Origin of the sequence: Streptomyces sp. NPDC051133 (assembly GCF_040682635.1) — a bacterium.
Classification (GTDB): Bacteria; Actinomycetota; Actinomycetes; order Streptomycetales; family Streptomycetaceae; genus Streptomyces.
Map to the genome: position 1 here is coordinate 4,962 of NZ_JBFBBK010000054.1, position 16,525 is coordinate 21,486.

Below are 16,525 nucleotides of genomic sequence, written 5' to 3' on the forward strand. Positions count from 1 at the left end.
GCGCGGCCCCACGTTTTCCCCCGCGCCCTCACCCGGGGGGGTGTACCCGCCCCCCGCAAAACCCCCCCGCGGGGGGGCGGGCGCCCGCCCCCCCCCCGGCCCCGGCATGTCGGCTACGTGGAAGGACACGAGGTCGACGCTGAAGGAGATGTTCGCGCCGCTGTGTCCGGGGCGCGCTCGGTTCGGATCACGTGCTCCGCAGCCGGGTGACCGTGACCACGGCGTGCCGGGTCGTTCCGGCGAGGACCTCGACCACCAGCCCGGGAGCGACGGTGGTGTAGGTCTCCCCGGCTCGGGTGAGTGCGCTGCGGGGCGGGCCGCTGGCGGCGAAGTGCACCGCGACCTGAGCAGCGAGCGGCGCCTTTAGGGACTGGGTGAGCGCGGTACGTCCGTCGGGGAGGCGGACCGCGAGGGCCCGGGGCCGCGCGGTCGACCCGGTGTAGCCGACGACGTCAGCCTCCACGGTCTCGGCATGCCGGACCTTCTTCCAGATCCGGCCCGCCTTGTAGACGGAGGTGGCGCGCTTGGCCACGACTCCTTCGATCCCCTGCTCCGGGAGTTGTTGGTACCAGGTCATGGCCACCGTGGGGTCGTCTGTCATCGGCACCAGTTGGATCGGCGGTCTCACGTCGTACTCCTCGAATAGTTCGGTGAGCAGAGCACGGCGGTCGTCGTATCGGCGTGCTCGGACGTCTCCGTGCTCGGGGTGGAGCAGGATGTCCCAGGCCGCGAAATGGGCGGGCAGATCCTCGGCGAGACGGCGCGCGCGTGCCGGGGACGACAGGGCACGGGACTGCGCGGCCCCGAAATCGATCTTCCCATGGGTATAGATCACGGCTTCGCCGTCGAGGACCACGCCCGGTGGGAGCATCTCGAAGGCCGCGAGGGCCAGGTCCATCCACACCGCGGTGACGTCGCGCCCGGAACGGGCCTGGAGCCGGACGGTGTCTTCCTCACGCCAGACGACGGTCCGGTGCCCGTCCAGTTTCATCTCGTACCGCCAGCCCGTCCCGACCGGCAGAGCCGGGACGAGCTCGGCGAGGGCGACGTCGACGGGGAAGTCCACATCATCAGACTCCGGCCCCCGCGCCGCGCACGCATACGCAGGGGTACTACCTGAGCAGGGGCATCACCGCCTTCACGACCAGCGTGAGCGGCGTGTCCTGGGCGGCCAGAACGGCACCGTAGGCGATCGCGACGCGCTCGACGGCCTTGATCGCGGCGCACAGGACGCGGGCCTGGGGCTCGACGAGCTTGTCGCGGGCGTCGACCGTGAGCGAGGCGAGCGCGATCGCCGTGAGAGCGACGAGCGCCGCGAGCAGCGCGAGATGCTCGAACAGGTGGGACATGGATGCCTTTCCGGGCCGGACGGGGAGTCGTCGGCCTCACCCCTTCCGCCGAGAACCAGGCCCTCTTACAGGATCGAAAGACGAAGTGAGACGCACGTCACACGTGGACGCCGCGGGCCGCTGATTCAAGGTCAACCCGCTCCTTGCGTCCGCCGCGCGAGGTGGGACAGCACCAGTTCACTCATTCGCACACTTGTGCGAATTTGAGTTATCGTGGGATACCTGGAGTGGACACAGGTCAGGGAGGGGCACGCGAAAGACGGGAGGTGCGAGGCCGTGGATTTACTCATCTGCGAGTCGCCTCCGGATACGCCGCCCGTTACGGAGCCTCCCTCCCCGCCGCCCTCGTGCAGCGCGCCGCCGAGCGCGGGATGACGACGCTCGCGCTGACCGACCGGGACACCGTCGCGGGCACGGTCCGCTTCGCTACCGCCGCCGCGGCCGCCGGTATTCGGCCCGTCTTCGGTGTCGACGTCGCCGTCGCCCCCCTCGCCCCCCAGGACCCGACCGCCGGCCGGTCGCTTACGCCTGTGCGCGGCGGCGCGCACGTGATCGAGCCGCCGCTGCGGATCACGCTGCTCGCGCAGAACGCGGCCGGGTGGGCGCGGCTGTGCCGCCTGGTCTCCGCTGCACATGGCGAGGCAGACGGCGCGGCGCCGGTCGTGTCCTGGTCCGCCCTGCGCGCGTACGCCGACCAGGACCTGGTGGTGCTGCTCGGGCCGGCCTCCGAACCGGTACGGGCCCTGTCCGCCGGCCGCCCCGACGTCGCCGAGCAGCTGCTCGCGCCGTGGCGGGAGCTGGCCGGAGAGCGGCTGCGGATGGAAGCCGTGTACCTGGGACGGCAGGGTACTGGCGCCGGCTCGCTGCGGCTGGCCGCGCGCACCGTGGGCCTGGCAGACCAACTCGGCGTCCGTACGGTGCTGACGAACGCGGTCCGCTACGCCGACCCCGACCAGCACCGGCTGGCCGACGTTCTCGACTCAGCCCGGTTGCTGCGGCCCGTCGACCGACGGCATCTGGATGGCGGCGAACGCTGGCTGAAGGGCCCGGGCGCCATGGCGGCGGCCGCCGACCGCATCGCCCAGGCCGTCGGCAACGGCCCCGCCCGGGCGGTCCGCCTCCTGGCCGAGACCGAGGCCACCGGCCAGTCCTGCACCCTCACCCCGGCCGATCTCGGGCTCGGGCGGCCCCACTTCCCCGAACCCTCCGTCGTCGGCGCCGGCCCCGAGCACGGCTCGGCAATGCGGCTGCTGCGGCAGCGGTGTGAGACCGGGATGGTCGCCCGGGGCCTGGACACGGACGAACATGCCGTACGACAGCTCCGCTACGAGCTGGAGGTCATCGGACGGCTGGGCTTTGAGGGGTACTTCCTGGCCGTGGCCCAGGTCGTCGCGGACACCCGGGCGCTGGGAATCCGGGTCGCCGCGCGCGGCTCCGGCGCCGGCTCCATGGTCAACCACGCGCTGTTCGTCGCCACCGCCAACCCGCTCGAACACCGGCTCCTGTTCGAGCGGTTCCTCAGCGAGCGGCGCACGTCGTTGCCGGACATCGACCTCGACGTGGAGTCCGAGCGGCGCCTGGAGGTGTACGACGCGATCATCGAACGATTCGGTCGGGAGCGGACCGCGGTCACCGGCATGCCCGAGACCTACCGGGCCCGGCACGCCCTGAGGGACACCGGCCTTGCCCTCGGGATTCCGCCGCAGGTCGTCGGCGAGATAGCCAAGAGTTTTCCGCACGTCCGGGCCCGGGACATCCGCGGTGCCCTGGCCGAGCTGCCGGAGCTGCGGCAACTCGCCTCCCAGGCCGGAAAGTTCGGGCCACTGTGGGAGCTCGCCGAAGGCCTGGACGCGCTGCCCCGCGGCTACGCCATGCACCCGTGCGGAGTGATCCTGTCGAACGCGTCGCTGCTGGACCGGCTTCCGGTGCAGCCGACCCCGGCCGGCTATCCGATGGTGCAGGCCGACAAGGAGGACGTCGAAGATCTTGGTCTCCTGAAGCTCGACGTCCTAGGCGTCCGCATGCAATCCGCGATGGCGTACGCGGTCGCCGAGATCCGCCGCACGACCGGACGCGCGCTCGATCTCGACAACCCCGACCACGTCAGCCTCAACGACCAGCAGGCCTTCGAGATGATCCGGGCCTCGGACACCGTTGGCCTCTTCCAGCTCGAAAGCCCTGGTCAGCAGGATCTGGTGGGACGTCTGCAACCCCGGCACATGCAGGACGTCGTCGCGGACATCAGCCTATTTAGGCCAGGACCCGTATCAGGGGGCATGCCCGCTTTGTATATCGCCGCCCGGCACGGCGCCGCCCCCACGTACCCGCACCCGGACCTGGAGCCAGTGCTCAACGACACCTACGGCGTGGTCATCTGGCACGAGCAGATCATCGCGATTCTCGCGAGGATGACCGGCTGCGATCGTGCCGCCGGCGACGTCGCCCGCCGCGCGCTGGCCGACCCCGACCGGCTGCCGAAGGTCGAGCAGTGGTTCCGTCGCACGGCCGGGGAGCGCGGCTACGCCAAGGAGGTGCTGGATGAGGTGTGGGAGATCGTCTCCTCCTTCGGCGCGTACGGCTTCTGCCGCGCGCACGCGGTGGCCTTCGCCGTCCCCGCTCTGCAGTCCGCGTACCTGAAAGCGCACTTCCCGGCCTATCTGTACGCCGGGCTGCTGGAGCACGATCCGGGCATGTGGCCGCGCCGGGTCATCGTCGCCGACGCCCGCCGCCACGGCGTTGCTGTATTGCCCGTCGACGTCAACCACTCCCGCGGGCAGCACAGCGTGGAGAAGACCGGGCAGGGCTGGGCGGTGCGCCTGGCGTTCTCCACGGTCAAGGGCATCACCGAGGCGGAGACCACCCGCCTTGTGGCCGGCCAGCCCTATACCGGCCTGCAGGATCTATGGCTGCGCGCCCGCCCGTCCCTGCCGCTCGCCCAGCGCCTGATCCGCATCGGCGCCCTCGATGCCCTCTCCCCCGGTCTGACCCGGCGGGATCTGCTGCTGCAGGCCACCGAACTGCACCGGCAGTCCCGCAACCGCACGGCCACCGACGGGCAGCTGCCGCTGGGCGGCGAGCTGGTGACCGCCGGACCGAGCGGGCTGCCGGAAATGACCAGCCGCGACAAGCTCGGCGCCGAACTCGACACCCTCTCCATCGACGTGAGCCAGCATCTGATGGAGCACCACCACCGGCTGCTGCGTGAGCTCGGCGCGACCGACGCCGCGCACCTGCGCGGCATGGTGCCCGGGCAGAAGGTCCTCGTCGCCGGAGTACGAGCATCGACGCAGACGCCGCCAATCCCGTCCGGCAAGCGGATCATCTTCTGCACGCTGGAGGACGGCTCCGGCCTGGTCGACATCGCCTTCTTCGAGGACTCCCACGAGGCGTGCGCGCACACCGTGTTCCACTCCGGGCTGCTGCTGGTACGCGGCACCGTGGAGGCCCGCGGCCCGCGTCGCACCGTCGTCGGCGAGATGGCCTGGGATCTGGACGAGGTGGCGGCTGCCCGCCGCGACCATGGCCCCCAGGCGGCCCTCGACCTCCTCGGCCGCACCAGCCCAGCCCCCACCCCGGCCCAGCCGGCCGCCCCGCAGCGCACGCTCGCCGACGGCACCGCCGGGGCCCGCCTGCACCCGTACGCCGACCTCCAGCCCGCCGGCACCCGTTCGGCCGACCTGCGACGGCTAGGCCACCGGAGTCCGGGAAGTGCCGGGTGATCGCTATGGGTCGTCGCATCCTTCACCTGCGGTTCGGCCTCCCGGCCGGCTATGACACCGAACTCCCCGAGCGGCTGCGTCGCCTGTTGGAGGACATCACACCGCGTGTGCAGATGATCGAGCCGGACATGGCTGTGCTGGACCTGACCGGGGCGATTCGATACTGGAAGCGGGACGCCCGTGGCCTGACCGAGGTGGTCCAGCTGCGCGCGCTCGCCCACTTCGGCCTGCCCAGCTCGGCCGGTTGCGCCCCCAACCGGATGCTCGCCGCGATGGCCTGCGCCCTCACCCCGCCCGGGCAGCGCACCGTCATCGACGACTCCCCCGAAGCGATCGCCGACTTCCTGCGCCCACGCCCGGTCCGGGAGCTGCCCGGTGTGGGAGCGCGGACCGCCGCGACGCTCGGCGAGTACGGTCTGCACACCGTCGGCGATGTCGCCCAAGTCCCCCAGCTCACGCTGCAACGTCTGCTCGGTGCCCGGGCTGGCCGCGCCCTCCACGAGCACGCCCAGGGCCGCGACACCCAGGTCGTCGACCCCACCCCGGCCCCGGCGAGCATCAGCACCGAGCACCGCTTTGCCCACGACGAGCTCGACCCAGCCCAGCACCGTCGCGCCCTGCTCGCCCTCGCCGACGACCTCGGTGCCCGCCTCCGCACCTCCGGCCAGATCGCGAGCGGCCTGACCTGCACCATCCACTACGCCGACCAGAGCTCCACCCGCCGCAGCCGTGTCCTGTCCGAAGCGACTCAGCACACCGTGCTCCTGGCCCGCGCGGCGTACGCGGTCTACGAATCCCTCGGGCTCCAGCGCGCGCGGGTCCGCAGCATCGCACTGCGCGCAGACGCCCTTCGGCCCGTCGATCTGGCCACCCGGCAGCTCACCCTCGACGCGAGCGACGACAAGCCCCTCGCGATCGAAGCCGTCGCCGATCGCGCCCGCGCCCGCTACGGGCACCAGATGCTCTACCCCGCCGCCCTCGCCATCGGCTCACGTCGCCCCTCACCTCGTCCCCGGGATCAAGGCAGTCGTCCCGAAGGACCGCGTGCGATATAAGCGCGACAGCAGCAGGCAACGCTACGCACTCCCCTGCCGAGGAGCGGCGATGACTCAGGACAGCTATCGGGACCTGCGGGTCCCGGACGACAGCGGACGGCCAGTACGCGAGGAAGTCGCCCGACTGATCTATGCCTTCGACGCGATTGCGGACGAGCACCGCACCTACGCGGACTACCTCCAGGCGGCGGACAACGTGCTCGAGATCCTCAACCGGCGCGGGCTCCTCAAGCCAGAGGCAGCTGACCGAGCGGCCGACCGCGCTCAGTCTGCGCCTCCAACAGAGCGGCCACGTCCGGAGTCCTCGTGAAGACGGGGCCTTTCCAGTGTGCCGGGACCGCCACGGGCGCGAGGTCCACCTCGGTGCCGTGGACGCGTGCGGCGTCCAAGAGGGTCTGCAGCATCTGCACGCCCGCCAGGTCGAGCGCGCCAAGCCGGGCGTGCCACGTCTGCGTCTCCGGCTCGTACGCGGCGATCTCGCGGAGCTTGTCGAGTTGCTTCTGCCATTGGGCATCGGCGGCTGGCGCTGTCTGGATGGTGGCCTCCAACACCCACGCGTTGTCACGGGAGTTCGGCGAAGTGGTCATGTAGGGGACGGTAGACGTCGGCACTGACACTCGCCCGGTCGGGTGAATCCGGAGCCTGCAGAGAACCCCGGCGTGCGCGAAGACGTACTGACAGACGTGGAACCGATCCAAGAAGTGCACCTGTCCGAACCCGGCCTGCTCGTCATCGACGTGGCGGGTTTCGATGACGCCACCGTCCTCGCCTTCCAGGCCGCGATCGCCCGGACCTGGGGAACCGCGCCCGCCGAATGCACCACCCGAGATGCCGGCCAGCCGGGTGTGCGGCTGCGGATGTACACCGATCTGCGGCAGGTCCTCGAGGAGGCTTCCCCGCCCGAGCGGGTGTCGGCAGGGAGTTAGTGAGGCGTGGTCCGTCACCACGGGGGGAGTGACGGACCCGCCAGCGTCCACGGTGCCACACCAGTCCCCAGGTGCGCTGGGTCTCCGGGTGAAGTCGCCGCGGGTCAACTCGACGTCGGGCGAGCGGGGGTCGTGACAGGCCGGGCCGGGCTGTTCAGAGAAGGCGGAGGACGCCGACAACCTTGCCGAGGATCCGCGCCTCGTCGCCGGGGATCGGCTGGTACGACGCATTGCGCGGCATGAGCCACACCCGCCCGTCCTGTCGGCGCAGCACTTTCACCGTGGCCTCGTCGTCCAGGAGCGCGGCGACGATGTCGCCGTGGTCGGCGCTGTCCTGCCGCTTGACGGTGACGATGTCGCCGTCGCAGATCGCCGCGTCAATCATGGAGTCGCCGGACACAGTGAGGGCGAACAGGTCGCCGTCGCCCACGACCTGGCGGGGCAGGGAGTAGACGTCCTCGACCATCTCCGTGGCGAGCAGGGGTGCGCCGGCGGCGATCCGGCCGACGAGCGGCACGTCGACGGGCGCCTCGCTCCGGTCTCCCAGATCGGGCGCCCACGAGGGCCGCACCCGGTAGGCACGGGGACGGTGCGGATCACGGTAGAGGACACCCTTGCGTTCCAGCGACATCAGCTGGTGGGCGACCGAGGATGTGCTCGCGAGATGCACGGCCTGGCCGATCTCCCGCATCGACGGGGGGTAGCCCTGTCGGCGGACCGCCTCCGTGATACAGCGGACGATCGCCGCCTGGCGGCTCGTCAGCTCCCCCTCGGCAGTCCGGACACCCGGAGGACGACCTCGGCGTGCGGGCGCGGCGTTCTCCATCCGGGGCACCTCCGTACAAGATCTCGCAGAGCGCGACCATAACCCGCCATCCCTCGTAAAAGGAACACTGTTTACGACGTCCTCGGAGAAGAAGGTGCAGGTCTGCGCTTCGAGCATCTCCAGCTCGACGCACCGACCCGACGCGTCAAGGGGCAGCGGTCCCCCACTTCGCCCCACTTCCATGAGCGCAGCCCAGGGCCACTAAGCGGGGCGTACCGGACTTCCGGGGCTAGGGAGCGAAGGTGTAAAGCACCCCAATCCGGGGCTCCGGCGGGCTGCTCCCCACTTCATCCCACTTGCGGCAGAGGCCTCTGCTCGCCCAGCACCAGGTGCTTCGATCACTTCACGTACACGGATCGCGGGTTCTCGCGCATCGCGTGCACCGTTCACAAGGCTCACGCCCGACGGGGCTCGTGACCGAGGCGGTGTCGGCGTTCCATCGGAGTGCTGGCACAGAAGGGAGGACAGAGGTCCTGGGCGCTCCGGACAACCATGGTGCCGGGACGTATGTCAACGCCGAACCGCGGCCATTGCTTGGCCACTTCATGGCCATCTCGGCGAAGCGTGGCCACTTCGCGGCCACGTTCAGAGAGCTGCCCCGCACGCGAAACGACCGTGCTTCGATGACGGCGCGCTTAACGATCTCGCAGCCCGAAGAGGGTGTTGGCGCGCAGCGCGCTCGGCTTCGATCGGGGCCATGCCGGCGCGCGCACCGGTCCGAACTGCACCAACGATCTCCCGAGGGGAAGCCGGGCTGGACAGCCCGTCACGCCGGTCCGGCCGGCTTCTCCCCGGGTCACAGAAGAACCCCGGAACTGGAGGAGTACATCCCCGTGACTCAGACCGACCGTAGCCCCTCGGCGCCTTCATCGACCATGGCGAAGGCGCTCACCTGGATCAGCGCGTTATCCGTGCTGGGCACGATCATCGCCGTCATCGTGCTCACCCTCAGCGGCAACAGCGACTACCTAGCACCCGTGATCGGACTCGGAGCCGCGGCGGCCGCCACTGGCGGAACGGTCCAGGTCCGTATCCACGTCCGCCGCTGAACTCTGCTGTGGCCTGTGCAAGACCCGGCGCCGGGTCCGCCCTCGGGGGAAGGGGCGTGGCCCGGCGCCGGGAGCTGGTTTCCCGCTGTGCCGCTGGCCGGACGGCAGGGCTGTGTTCAGCTGTAGCCGCGCAGTACAACCGCCTTCTGGCTCCGGCTCAGCGAGTACGTCCGGCGGAATGCCCATCCGGAACTCAGAGCCTGGATCTCGTCTTCGGTGAAGCCGCGGTGGAAGGGATCGGCGTCCGGCCTCCTGCTTACGCCGGGCTGGTCGACATACACGAGCGCGTAGAAGGTGCCGGAGGGAAGCAGCCAGCGTCCGACGTCCGTCAGCAGCCGCTCGTACTGGAGATACGGGAGCCCGTAGCGGCAAGTCACGAGGTCGACGCTGCCCGGACGCAGGTTGTGGTGAATGGGATCGCCGTCGATATCCCAGTACGCGTACGTAACGTCGGGCGCCCCGGCCGCTGCGGCCTGGCGGAGGGCTTCGGCGGAGAAGTCGAAGCCGTGTGTGTTCAACCCCCAGGCGGCGAGCTGCCGAGTCCACTGGCCGTTGCCGCACGCGAGGTCCACGGCTGACGTTCCGGGGCTCGGGGCGACGTGGCTGTAGAAGAGCTGGGCTTCCTTGTGGCTGACCACGGTGGGCCAGCCGGTCTGGTACCAGCGGTCCCACTCCTCGGGCGACAGGCGCACTCCGTTTGGGCTGCCGGTTTCATGTCCTGCCGCATCGACGGAGGCCTGCGAGCGGATCACAGCGACACCTCGCCCGGCAGCAGCTGAGCCCGGACAGTCTTGAAGCGGACGTCCTCGGACATGAAGCAGCTAAGCCTCGCGCCCAGGAGGCGTGCGTACTTCAGCCCTCTTCCCTCCTCGCCATCGCGGGCGGCGTCGCTGAGCGGGACCTCCGGGCGCGGGTCCTGCACGTCGATCACCAGCGAATCGTCCTCGGTCACGGCCAGGCGTACGGCCATGCACGTCGGCGCCTCGTCGTCGGGCTGGGCGTGCACGACGGCGTTGTGCGCGAGCCGGGACAGCACCTCGATCGCGGTGGCGATGTCACCGGGCCATCCCAGCAGGGTCAGAAACATGCGGGCATGGTCCCGGAGTTGGCGCAGGCTCGCCGGGGCCATGGCGTAGGAACGGGACCATTCCCGGTCGACAGGCGTGGTGAGGTCGGCCTCTGGGTCGCCGGAGGCCTCGGTGACGGGTGGGAGCGTTTCGTGGTGTCCGGCGTGGGGGTAGGCGGCGAACGCCGGGAGGCTCAGCAGCCACTCGCGAAGTTCTCGCTGCTCTGCAGGGGTGGTGGCTACCTCGTGCTCGGCCGGTACGACCAGGCCGGCTGCCTTGCCGGTGGCCAGGAGCCGTTCGACGGTGCGCCAACCGGTGCGCTGTCGGGCCGGGATGTGCAGGGGTGCCAGGTCGTATGCCTCGTGCGCGACGGTCCACCCCTGTTGTTCGGCGAAGTTGCGCAGGGTCGCGAGCGTCTGAACGGCGATCCGGGAGTTGATGCTGGTCGTGTACAGCACGACGTCCGCACCGACCGGGGCGTCCGCCGCCGGTGTGCGGGGCGGGCCGGCAGTGATGGGTGTCGGATGTGTCATGCCGTCAACTCCAGAGCCTTCGAGGTGATCGTTCGGCGCGATGCAGCTGACGGAGGCGGGTCGCCGTGCGGGCGGGGAAGGTCACAGGGCTTCCCTTCCGGCGCCGGCCGTCTCGATCTCGGCCCAGATGACGGAAGTGCCGTCGTGCTGGGTGTGTCCAAAGCGGTCGGCGGTTCGCGTCAGGAAGGTGAGCACGTGGACGTGGACCGCTTCGCTGAGCGCAGCGGGGACCGGTGCCGAGATACGGAGACCGGTGTCGGTGGCTTCGGTCCGGACAGCCTCGGGATCGTCGTCGGCCAGAGGTATGCCGAGCGCGGTGCTGAGCATGGAGGCGATCGCGGTGGCCCTGGTCGTCGGCGAGCTCACGGATCTCCCCTGTACACGCGTGATCACGTAACGTATATCTGATGCATTAGCTTGAACCTGATGCATTAACTTGTCAATCGAGAGCCGTGAACCGGCACCGAGAGCAGCCGCCGACCAGTACGGAGTCCACGCATGGGCAACGCCGAGCCGCCGCCGCACCAGGTGGTCGCAAGCGACCTGCGGCGTCGACTCGCGCAGAGCGAGTGGGAGGTGGGCGCGAGGCTTCCCTCCCGCGCACAGCTCGCCCAGCACTACGGCGTGGGCCCCAACGTGCTGCAGAAGGCCATGGAGCGCCTCATTGTCGAAGGGCTCCTCGAGGGCCGCGCGGGGTCAGGAACCTACGTGGCCCCGCCGCGCGAGCGGCGCCGGATGATCCGCTCCCGGCACCGCGAGCGCCGCGGCGGCAGCCCCTTCCGCGCCGACATGTACGAGGTCGGCGGCAACGGAACCTGGGAGTCGGCCTCCGAGGCCCGCACGCCCGCCCCGGAGCGCATCGCCCGGCGCCTTGGCATCGAGCCCGGGGACCCGACCGTGCGCACGGCGTACGAGTTCCTCGCCGACGGCAAGCCCGCCCAGCTCTCCGTCAGTTGGGAGCCCATGGCCATCACCGGCGACACACCGATCCTGCTTCCCGAGATGGGCCCTCTCGCCGGCAAGGGCGTGGTCGAGCGGATGCGCTCCATCGGCGTCGACATCGAAACCTGGCTGGAGATCCCGCGGCCTGCCCGGGCCACCCAGGAGCAGGCCGCTCTGCTCGGCCTCAACACCGGCGACCTGGTACTGGCGATCGAGCGGACGTACTACAGCAGCGACGGTCGTGCCGTGGAGACAGCCGACATCGTCGTCCCGGACCGAAGTTGGGAAGTGGCCTACGAGTTCGCCGTCGACCCGCCCCCGTCCGGCTGACCCGACGTCGGTGGGTAATCCTGCGGTGGCTGAGCCCACCCCGACCGGCGAAAGGTCGACGTTCACAGGGAGTTCGAGGGCTCTCCGGTCGACGCCAAGAAGGTACGACACCCCCGGCCGCAGGTGGTGATTTGGATCACACACCGCCGCATCCTGTGCAAATCTCGGCCTGAACCGCGGGAAGCGTCTCTGAGCTGCGGAAAGGGCGCGGAACCTACTGTCAGTGCGATGCGCTGTGGGAGACGTTCCTTGGCGCAAGTCGAAGGGCCCCTTTTCCACAGCCGAATCCGGGGCCGGTTGTCAGTGGGGGCTGGGACACTCTCCCTCGACCGCATCGCCCCGGAAAGGACGGCACGCCGCGTATGGAGACATTCACGTTCGGGCCCTTCGCCGCCGGAGCAATCGCCTTCGCCATGACGGCCGGAATGATCTACATGACCCGCATGCGCAAGGAACAGGGCCTGCCCAACGGCGCTCTCATTCTGGTGCCGTGGGTGGTCGTCCTCACCGCCATCTCCCTGGCGCCGTGGGCCTTTTCCCACACCGTCAACGCCCACAAGCCCGACGACGTGTTCAAGGCCTGGTCCATCGGCTTCCCCATCGGCATCTTCCTCGGCTCCTTCGGCGGAATCTTCTGGACCCTCGCCGCTCTCAAGGCGCACTTCCCCGAACGGTACGGACGGCGATAACCGCACACCGCAGGACGCAGGCCGCCATCCCCAGGTCGGGGTGGCGGCCTGCGTTGCGTGGTGGATTTACGCCGCCCGGGCCTCGGGATGACGGGCTCGCTTCCGCAGGTCGGCCTTGACCTCGTACCGCGGCCTGCCCTTGTGGGCTCTCCCGGGCTGGCTCAGGGGCGGGTGGCGACGATGGCTTCCGTCCGTACGAGCTCGTCGAAGACGCCGGCCGGGCTGAATTCCGTCAGGGCGCGGCGCACGTCGCGTTCGAAAGCGTCCTTCTGGTCGCCCAGCTGTGCGGGGCTGGAGTAGCTGTAGGAGAACTGCAGGCCGATGACCTCGTCCAGGGTGCGGGTGACCGTGCGGTCCCAGCAGGCGGTGTCGATGTTGGAGAACGGGGAGCGGGCGAGCACGTCCTGGTGGCGTTCCTTGGGGTGGGTGTAGGTGCCGGATCCGGCCCGGCGCTCGGGGCCGAGGTAGTGGGTGCGGACGTCGGCGATGATCTGGAGCCAGGGGGCGGGATCGACGTCGCCGGGTGCTCCGCCGGAGGCGAGGACGACGGCGCCGTCGGGGTTGATGAGCTTGTCGAGGTCGCGCAGGGTCTGGTCGCGGTCCATCCAGTGAAAGGCGGCGCCCATCACGGTCAGAAGGACGGGGTCCAGGTTCATGGCGGGCACGGTGGTGGAGTCGCCTTCGACCCAGTCGATGTTGGTGAGGTTCTGCTCGGCGGCGAGCTTGCGGCCTTCGTCGAGCATGCCGGGCTCGGGGTCGATGGCGGTGACGTGGCCGACGAGCCGTGCCAGCGGGAGAGCGAGTACGCCGGTGCCGGTGCCCAGGTCCAGGATGCGCTGGGTGCCGTCGAGGGCGAACCGGGCGGCGAGCATGTCGTACAGGGCGGGGTCGTAGCCGGGGCGGAAGCGCGCGTAGTAGGGCGCGGTCGAGATGAACAGCTCGTGGGGGGTGCGGGCGGCGGTCATCGGGTGCGTCTCTCGCTTTCGGGTCGCGGGCGTGCGGCGGTGTCATCCCGGCAAACGAGCCGGGTGCGGGGTGAGGTGCTCCCACCAGGTGCGTAGGGGCGCTGCGCCGGCGCCTTCGTGTGCGATGGAGCCGTCCGGGTGCCGATCCGGCCGGCCCAGCAACTGCCGTTCGATGTCGCTGAGGCCCTCGCGTTGCAGCAGTTCGGGGGCAGGGTCGTCGATGGCGGCGAGCCAGCGGTAGCCGTACTGCATCATGACCGCGAGCCGGGGACGGCCGGAGGTATTCAGGCCACCCGCGTGCCAAAGCCGGTTCTCGAACAGCATGACGTCGTACGGCCCGACGTCGGGGGTGATGGCCCCGGGCGGGTCGATGGCCCCGGCAGGGACGATGACGGGGCCGGTGTCGGTGTGGCTACCGGGCACGACCATGGTGACGCCCGCGTCGGGGCTGAGCTCGCTGAGGTAGTAGGCGGCCTTGATCGACATTCGCCGGACGGAGTCGACGCCGAGGTCGCGGGTGGCGGTGCTCATGTCGCGGTGCCAGCCGTGCCGTTCGGGCACGCGGATGGTCCGCGGGGCACCGGGCGGCATGGAGGGGAGGTGGATGAGGTTGCTGGACATCAGGTACACGTTCGGGCTCAGCAGCGCAACGACGACGGGCAGCACGGTCGGGTTGGCCACCAAGGGCAGGAAGGTGGTGTCGTCCATGGCCACGATGCCGCGGAAGCCGTCCTTTCCGTCCACGCTGCGGTCCCGGCCGAGCATGCGGTCGCTGGCGAGCAGCCGCGTCGCCGCGGCGGCGGCCTCCTTGCGCCACTCCGGCGCGATGGCGTCACGCAGGACGACGTATCCATCGCGCTCGAACGCGTCGAGGATGTCCGGATCCGGTCGGTATGCCTTGTCGAGGGTCATGAGCTGCTCCCCTTGAGCAGGTGCGCGGCCTGGGCGCACAGGGTGGCGGCCGAGAGGCCGCACTGTTCCCGGAGGCCTTCGGGGGTGAGGGGGCGTCCGGGGTCTTGGTAGCCGACGACGTGGAAGCGGTGGGCCTCGCCGCGGGCGGCGAGGAGTGCGCGGACGGTGCTGGCGTAGGTGGGGACGGCCATGAGGACGGGGATGTCGTCGCCGAACAGGCGGGTGAACGTCCTCTCACTAAGAGCGTACGGCCGGTGCGGGGTGGGGCCGAGGACGGCGAGGTCGTTGACGTGCACGTAGCGGATCTTGGCTTCTGGGTGCGAGCGGCGCAGGGCGGCAACCGCGGCGGTCAGCTCGCGGGCCGGGACGTCGCCGGCCGAGGCGAGGACGATGTCCGGGATGCCGCGGTGGCTCAGCTGGGGCCAGACGGCGGCGCCGTCGGTGAGCTCCTCGCGGAAGGGGTCCGGCGGGAAGGCGGACCCGGGGTGCTTGTCGGTGATCAGGACGTTGACGCGGTCGCGACCGGTGAGCATGACGGAGAGCACGGCTGCGGCCCGCGTCGCGTCCGCCGGGGTGTAGACGTGCACGAAGCTGTCCTCGGTGTCCAGGAGTGAGGAGGCCAGGCCGGGGTTCTGGTGCGTGTAGGTGTTGCGCCAGCCCAGCGAGGTGATCAGGTAGTTGACGGAGGGCAGACCGCCGTGTCCGGCGCGATAGCGCAGGCGCCGGTGCTTGAGGTGCTGGACGAGCAGGCTGGTGTTGACCGCGGCGAAGGCCTCGTACGTGGCGAGCAGGGCATCCCGGCCGGACTCGGTGTAGCCCTGGAGCCAGCCGTGGCAGATCTCCTCGTTGAGGATTTCGACGGCCCAGGCCGACGACGAGCCGTACTCCGTCACCCGAAGGCGGTTGGAGGCGAGCTCGTCGGGACTGAACAGGCGGAAGGCGCCGTGCGCCGCGCGCTCGCGGATCACCGCGGACACGTCCGGCCGGGACCGGGGCTTGCGTACTGCCGGCGAGGTCGGAGGCGGGGCGGTCTCCGCCTCGGTCGGGGGCCCGGGCAGGGCTTGGCGGACCAGGTCGGTAGGACGGCCTTGGGTGGTGAACAGCTCGGCCGGCCGGTAGGAGGTGAGCCACGCCGTCAGCGCCGCGAGCTCGGCGTCGTCGTGGGCCGGGTTTTTCAGCGGCGTCTTGTGGACTGCCGGGGTTCCAGCGATCTGCCGTCCGGCCACCTGCACCGGGCCGGTGTGGCCTTTGGGCATGGTCAGCACGATCACAGGCTGCGGCCCGGCCTCGTCCAGCGGGCGCACCCGGGTGAAGGCTTCGTGCAGCAGTCGGCGGAAGGCTGGCAGATCGGTGCCGTCGGCGATCAGGGGTGTGTATCCGAGACCGGTGAAGTAGGCGTGGATCTCGCATGTGCTCATGCCGGCGAGCAGGGAGGGGCCGCCCATCTTCAACCCGTTGGCCAGCACGACGGGCAGCACCGCCCCGTGGTGCCCGCTGCCGACGAGGGCGCGGCGGGCGAGCCACGCCGCGGCGGTCGCCCCGGTCTCCAGTTCTCCGTCGCCGATCAGCGGAACGACGAGACGGTGCGGGGCGTCGAGCGCCATGCCCTGCGCGACGGCGAGCGCGGGCCCGAGCTGTCCGCCGGTGTGCCGTACCCCGGGGATGAGCGGTGTGATCTCTCCGCCGAACCGCTCGGTGTGCGGGAAGCCGGTGATCAAGGCCCGCAGGTCGGGCATCGACCAGCCGGGCCCCTTCCCGGTCAGGTGCAGCGAGCCGTTGAGGTAGGCGTGGGCGAGCGCGGACGGCCCGGCGTGCCCGGCGCCGTGCAGTACGAGCAGTTCGCAGTCGGCGGGCCGCCAGGCGTTCAGCGGCCCGAGGTGAGCGAGCAGGTAGTTGACCGGCGGGCAGACCCCCCAGTGCCCGCTCGGGGTGGCCTTGATATCGCTTGTCCTGAGCGGGCGGGCGAGGCGGGGGTTGTCGAGCAGGTAGAGCTGAGCGGCCGAGAGGTAGTTCAGCGCGCGCCACAGGGCGTCGATGGCTTGGTCGGGAACGGCGTCGGCGGCCTGGTGTGCCGCGAGAGTCCAGTCGGGGAAGCCCAGGGGCGGGCCGGTCGGCCGGGACGCGGGGCCGGTGCCCGGGTCCAAGTCCGTTGTGGTGGTCATG

The 16,525-nt window shown here is 70.5% G+C and carries 16 protein-coding genes; 6 read left to right on the forward strand and 10 right to left on the reverse strand.

Going from position 1 to position 16,525, the window contains the following annotated elements:
* Positions 1 to 187 precede the first annotated feature (187 nt).
* A complete protein-coding gene (locus AB0N17_RS36880; RefSeq protein WP_366016007.1) occupies positions 188 to 1,066 on the reverse strand; it encodes a DNA ligase in 879 nt (292 codons plus the stop codon).
* 46 nt (positions 1,067 to 1,112) lie between these two features.
* Complete coding sequence (locus AB0N17_RS36885; RefSeq protein ID WP_352054048.1) at positions 1,113 to 1,349, reverse strand: hypothetical protein; 237 nt, start codon at positions 1,347 to 1,349, stop codon at positions 1,113 to 1,115.
* Positions 1,350 to 1,615: 266 nt separating this feature from the next.
* Here AB0N17_RS36885 and dnaE point away from each other — a divergent pair, with 266 nt between their 5' ends.
* Positions 1,616 to 5,068 carry a DNA polymerase III subunit alpha gene (dnaE, locus tag AB0N17_RS36890; RefSeq protein WP_366016008.1) on the forward strand — a complete coding sequence of 1,151 codons (3,453 nt, stop codon included), beginning with the start codon at positions 1,616 to 1,618 and terminating at the stop codon, positions 5,066 to 5,068.
* A 5-nt stretch (positions 5,069 to 5,073) separates the two neighbouring features.
* Positions 5,074 to 6,123 (forward strand): hypothetical protein, encoded by a 1,050-nt coding sequence (locus tag AB0N17_RS36895; protein ID WP_366016009.1) that lies wholly within the window; start codon positions 5,074 to 5,076, stop codon positions 6,121 to 6,123.
* Between the two features lie 227 nt (positions 6,124 to 6,350).
* Here AB0N17_RS36895 and AB0N17_RS36900 read toward each other — a convergent pair whose 3' ends face one another.
* Complete coding sequence (locus AB0N17_RS36900; RefSeq protein ID WP_366016011.1) at positions 6,351 to 6,710, reverse strand: hypothetical protein; 360 nt, start codon at positions 6,708 to 6,710, stop codon at positions 6,351 to 6,353.
* A 96-nt stretch (positions 6,711 to 6,806) separates the two neighbouring features.
* On the opposite strand from AB0N17_RS36900, the gene AB0N17_RS36905 reads away from it, so the two are divergent.
* A complete protein-coding gene (locus tag AB0N17_RS36905; protein ID WP_366016012.1) occupies positions 6,807 to 7,049 on the forward strand; it encodes a DUF6207 family protein in 243 nt (80 codons plus the stop codon).
* 154 nt (positions 7,050 to 7,203) lie between these two features.
* On the opposite strand, the gene lexA is transcribed toward AB0N17_RS36905, so the two are convergent.
* Positions 7,204 to 7,875 carry a transcriptional repressor LexA gene (gene lexA, locus AB0N17_RS36910; protein WP_366016013.1) on the reverse strand — a complete coding sequence of 224 codons (672 nt, stop codon included), beginning with the start codon at positions 7,873 to 7,875 and terminating at the stop codon, positions 7,204 to 7,206.
* Positions 7,876 to 8,708: 833 nt separating this feature from the next.
* On the opposite strand from lexA, the gene AB0N17_RS36915 reads away from it, so the two are divergent.
* Positions 8,709 to 8,924 (forward strand): hypothetical protein, encoded by a 216-nt coding sequence (locus AB0N17_RS36915; RefSeq protein ID WP_359438249.1) that lies wholly within the window; start codon positions 8,709 to 8,711, stop codon positions 8,922 to 8,924.
* Between the two features lie 116 nt (positions 8,925 to 9,040).
* Here the strand turns inward: AB0N17_RS36915 and AB0N17_RS36920 are convergent, their stop codons facing one another.
* From AB0N17_RS36920 to AB0N17_RS36930, 3 genes are all read right to left on the reverse strand, one after another.
* Positions 9,041 to 9,676 carry a methyltransferase domain-containing protein gene (locus AB0N17_RS36920; RefSeq protein WP_366016014.1) on the reverse strand — a complete coding sequence of 212 codons (636 nt, stop codon included), beginning with the start codon at positions 9,674 to 9,676 and terminating at the stop codon, positions 9,041 to 9,043.
* Positions 9,673 to 10,524 carry a hypothetical protein gene (locus AB0N17_RS36925; protein ID WP_366016015.1) on the reverse strand — a complete coding sequence of 284 codons (852 nt, stop codon included), beginning with the start codon at positions 10,522 to 10,524 and terminating at the stop codon, positions 9,673 to 9,675. Before AB0N17_RS36925 ends, AB0N17_RS36920 begins: the two co-directional genes overlap by 4 nt.
* 81 nt (positions 10,525 to 10,605) lie before the next feature.
* Entirely contained in the window at positions 10,606 to 10,890 is a 285-nt protein-coding gene (locus AB0N17_RS36930; RefSeq protein WP_366016016.1) for a hypothetical protein, read from the reverse strand.
* A gap of 132 nt (positions 10,891 to 11,022) precedes the next feature.
* On the opposite strand from AB0N17_RS36930, the gene AB0N17_RS36935 reads away from it, so the two are divergent.
* Positions 11,023 to 11,796, forward strand: a complete 774-nt coding sequence (locus tag AB0N17_RS36935; RefSeq protein WP_366016017.1) for a GntR family transcriptional regulator — start codon at positions 11,023 to 11,025, stop codon at positions 11,794 to 11,796.
* Between the two features lie 362 nt (positions 11,797 to 12,158).
* Entirely contained in the window at positions 12,159 to 12,485 is a 327-nt protein-coding gene (locus AB0N17_RS36940) for a hypothetical protein (RefSeq protein ID WP_366016018.1), read from the forward strand.
* A 161-nt stretch (positions 12,486 to 12,646) separates the two neighbouring features.
* Here the strand turns inward: AB0N17_RS36940 and AB0N17_RS36945 are convergent, their stop codons facing one another.
* Genes AB0N17_RS36945 through AB0N17_RS36955 form a run of 3 tightly spaced genes read right to left on the reverse strand, consistent with a single transcriptional unit; the run spans position 12,647 to position 16,524 of the window.
* Positions 12,647 to 13,450: a class I SAM-dependent methyltransferase gene (locus tag AB0N17_RS36945; protein ID WP_366016019.1), complete on the reverse strand. Its 804-nt coding sequence runs from the start codon at positions 13,448 to 13,450 to the stop codon at positions 12,647 to 12,649.
* Between the two features lie 42 nt (positions 13,451 to 13,492).
* Complete coding sequence (locus AB0N17_RS36950; protein ID WP_366016020.1) at positions 13,493 to 14,362, reverse strand: phytanoyl-CoA dioxygenase family protein; 870 nt, start codon at positions 14,360 to 14,362, stop codon at positions 13,493 to 13,495.
* Complete coding sequence (locus tag AB0N17_RS36955; RefSeq protein ID WP_366016021.1) at positions 14,359 to 16,524, reverse strand: phosphoketolase; 2,166 nt, start codon at positions 16,522 to 16,524, stop codon at positions 14,359 to 14,361. Before AB0N17_RS36955 ends, AB0N17_RS36950 begins: the two co-directional genes overlap by 4 nt.
* Position 16,525: the final 1 nt, after the last annotated feature.

What these genes read in the sequence shown, in the direction of transcription:
- AB0N17_RS36885 (WP_352054048.1), bottom strand. Translation starts at nt 1,349, where the DNA reads ATGTCCCACCTGTTCGAGCATCTCGCGCTGCTCGCGGCGCTCGTCGCT.
- lexA (WP_366016013.1), bottom strand. Translation starts at nt 7,875, where the DNA reads ATGGAGAACGCCGCGCCCGCACGCCGAGGTCGTCCTCCGGGTGTCCGG.
- AB0N17_RS36950 (WP_366016020.1), bottom strand. Translation starts at nt 14,362, where the DNA reads ATGACCCTCGACAAGGCATACCGACCGGATCCGGACATCCTCGACGCG.
- AB0N17_RS36955 (WP_366016021.1), bottom strand. Translation starts at nt 16,524, where the DNA reads ATGACCACCACAACGGACTTGGACCCGGGCACCGGCCCCGCGTCCCGG.
- AB0N17_RS36900 (WP_366016011.1), bottom strand. Translation starts at nt 6,710, where the DNA reads ATGACCACTTCGCCGAACTCCCGTGACAACGCGTGGGTGTTGGAGGCC.
- AB0N17_RS36895 (WP_366016009.1), top strand. Translation starts at nt 5,074, where the DNA reads ATGGGTCGTCGCATCCTTCACCTGCGGTTCGGCCTCCCGGCCGGCTAT.
- AB0N17_RS36935 (WP_366016017.1), top strand. Translation starts at nt 11,023, where the DNA reads ATGGGCAACGCCGAGCCGCCGCCGCACCAGGTGGTCGCAAGCGACCTG.
- AB0N17_RS36945 (WP_366016019.1), bottom strand. Translation starts at nt 13,450, where the DNA reads ATGACCGCCGCCCGCACCCCCCACGAGCTGTTCATCTCGACCGCGCCC.
- AB0N17_RS36940 (WP_366016018.1), top strand. Translation starts at nt 12,159, where the DNA reads ATGGAGACATTCACGTTCGGGCCCTTCGCCGCCGGAGCAATCGCCTTC.
- AB0N17_RS36925 (WP_366016015.1), bottom strand. Translation starts at nt 10,524, where the DNA reads ATGACACATCCGACACCCATCACTGCCGGCCCGCCCCGCACACCGGCG.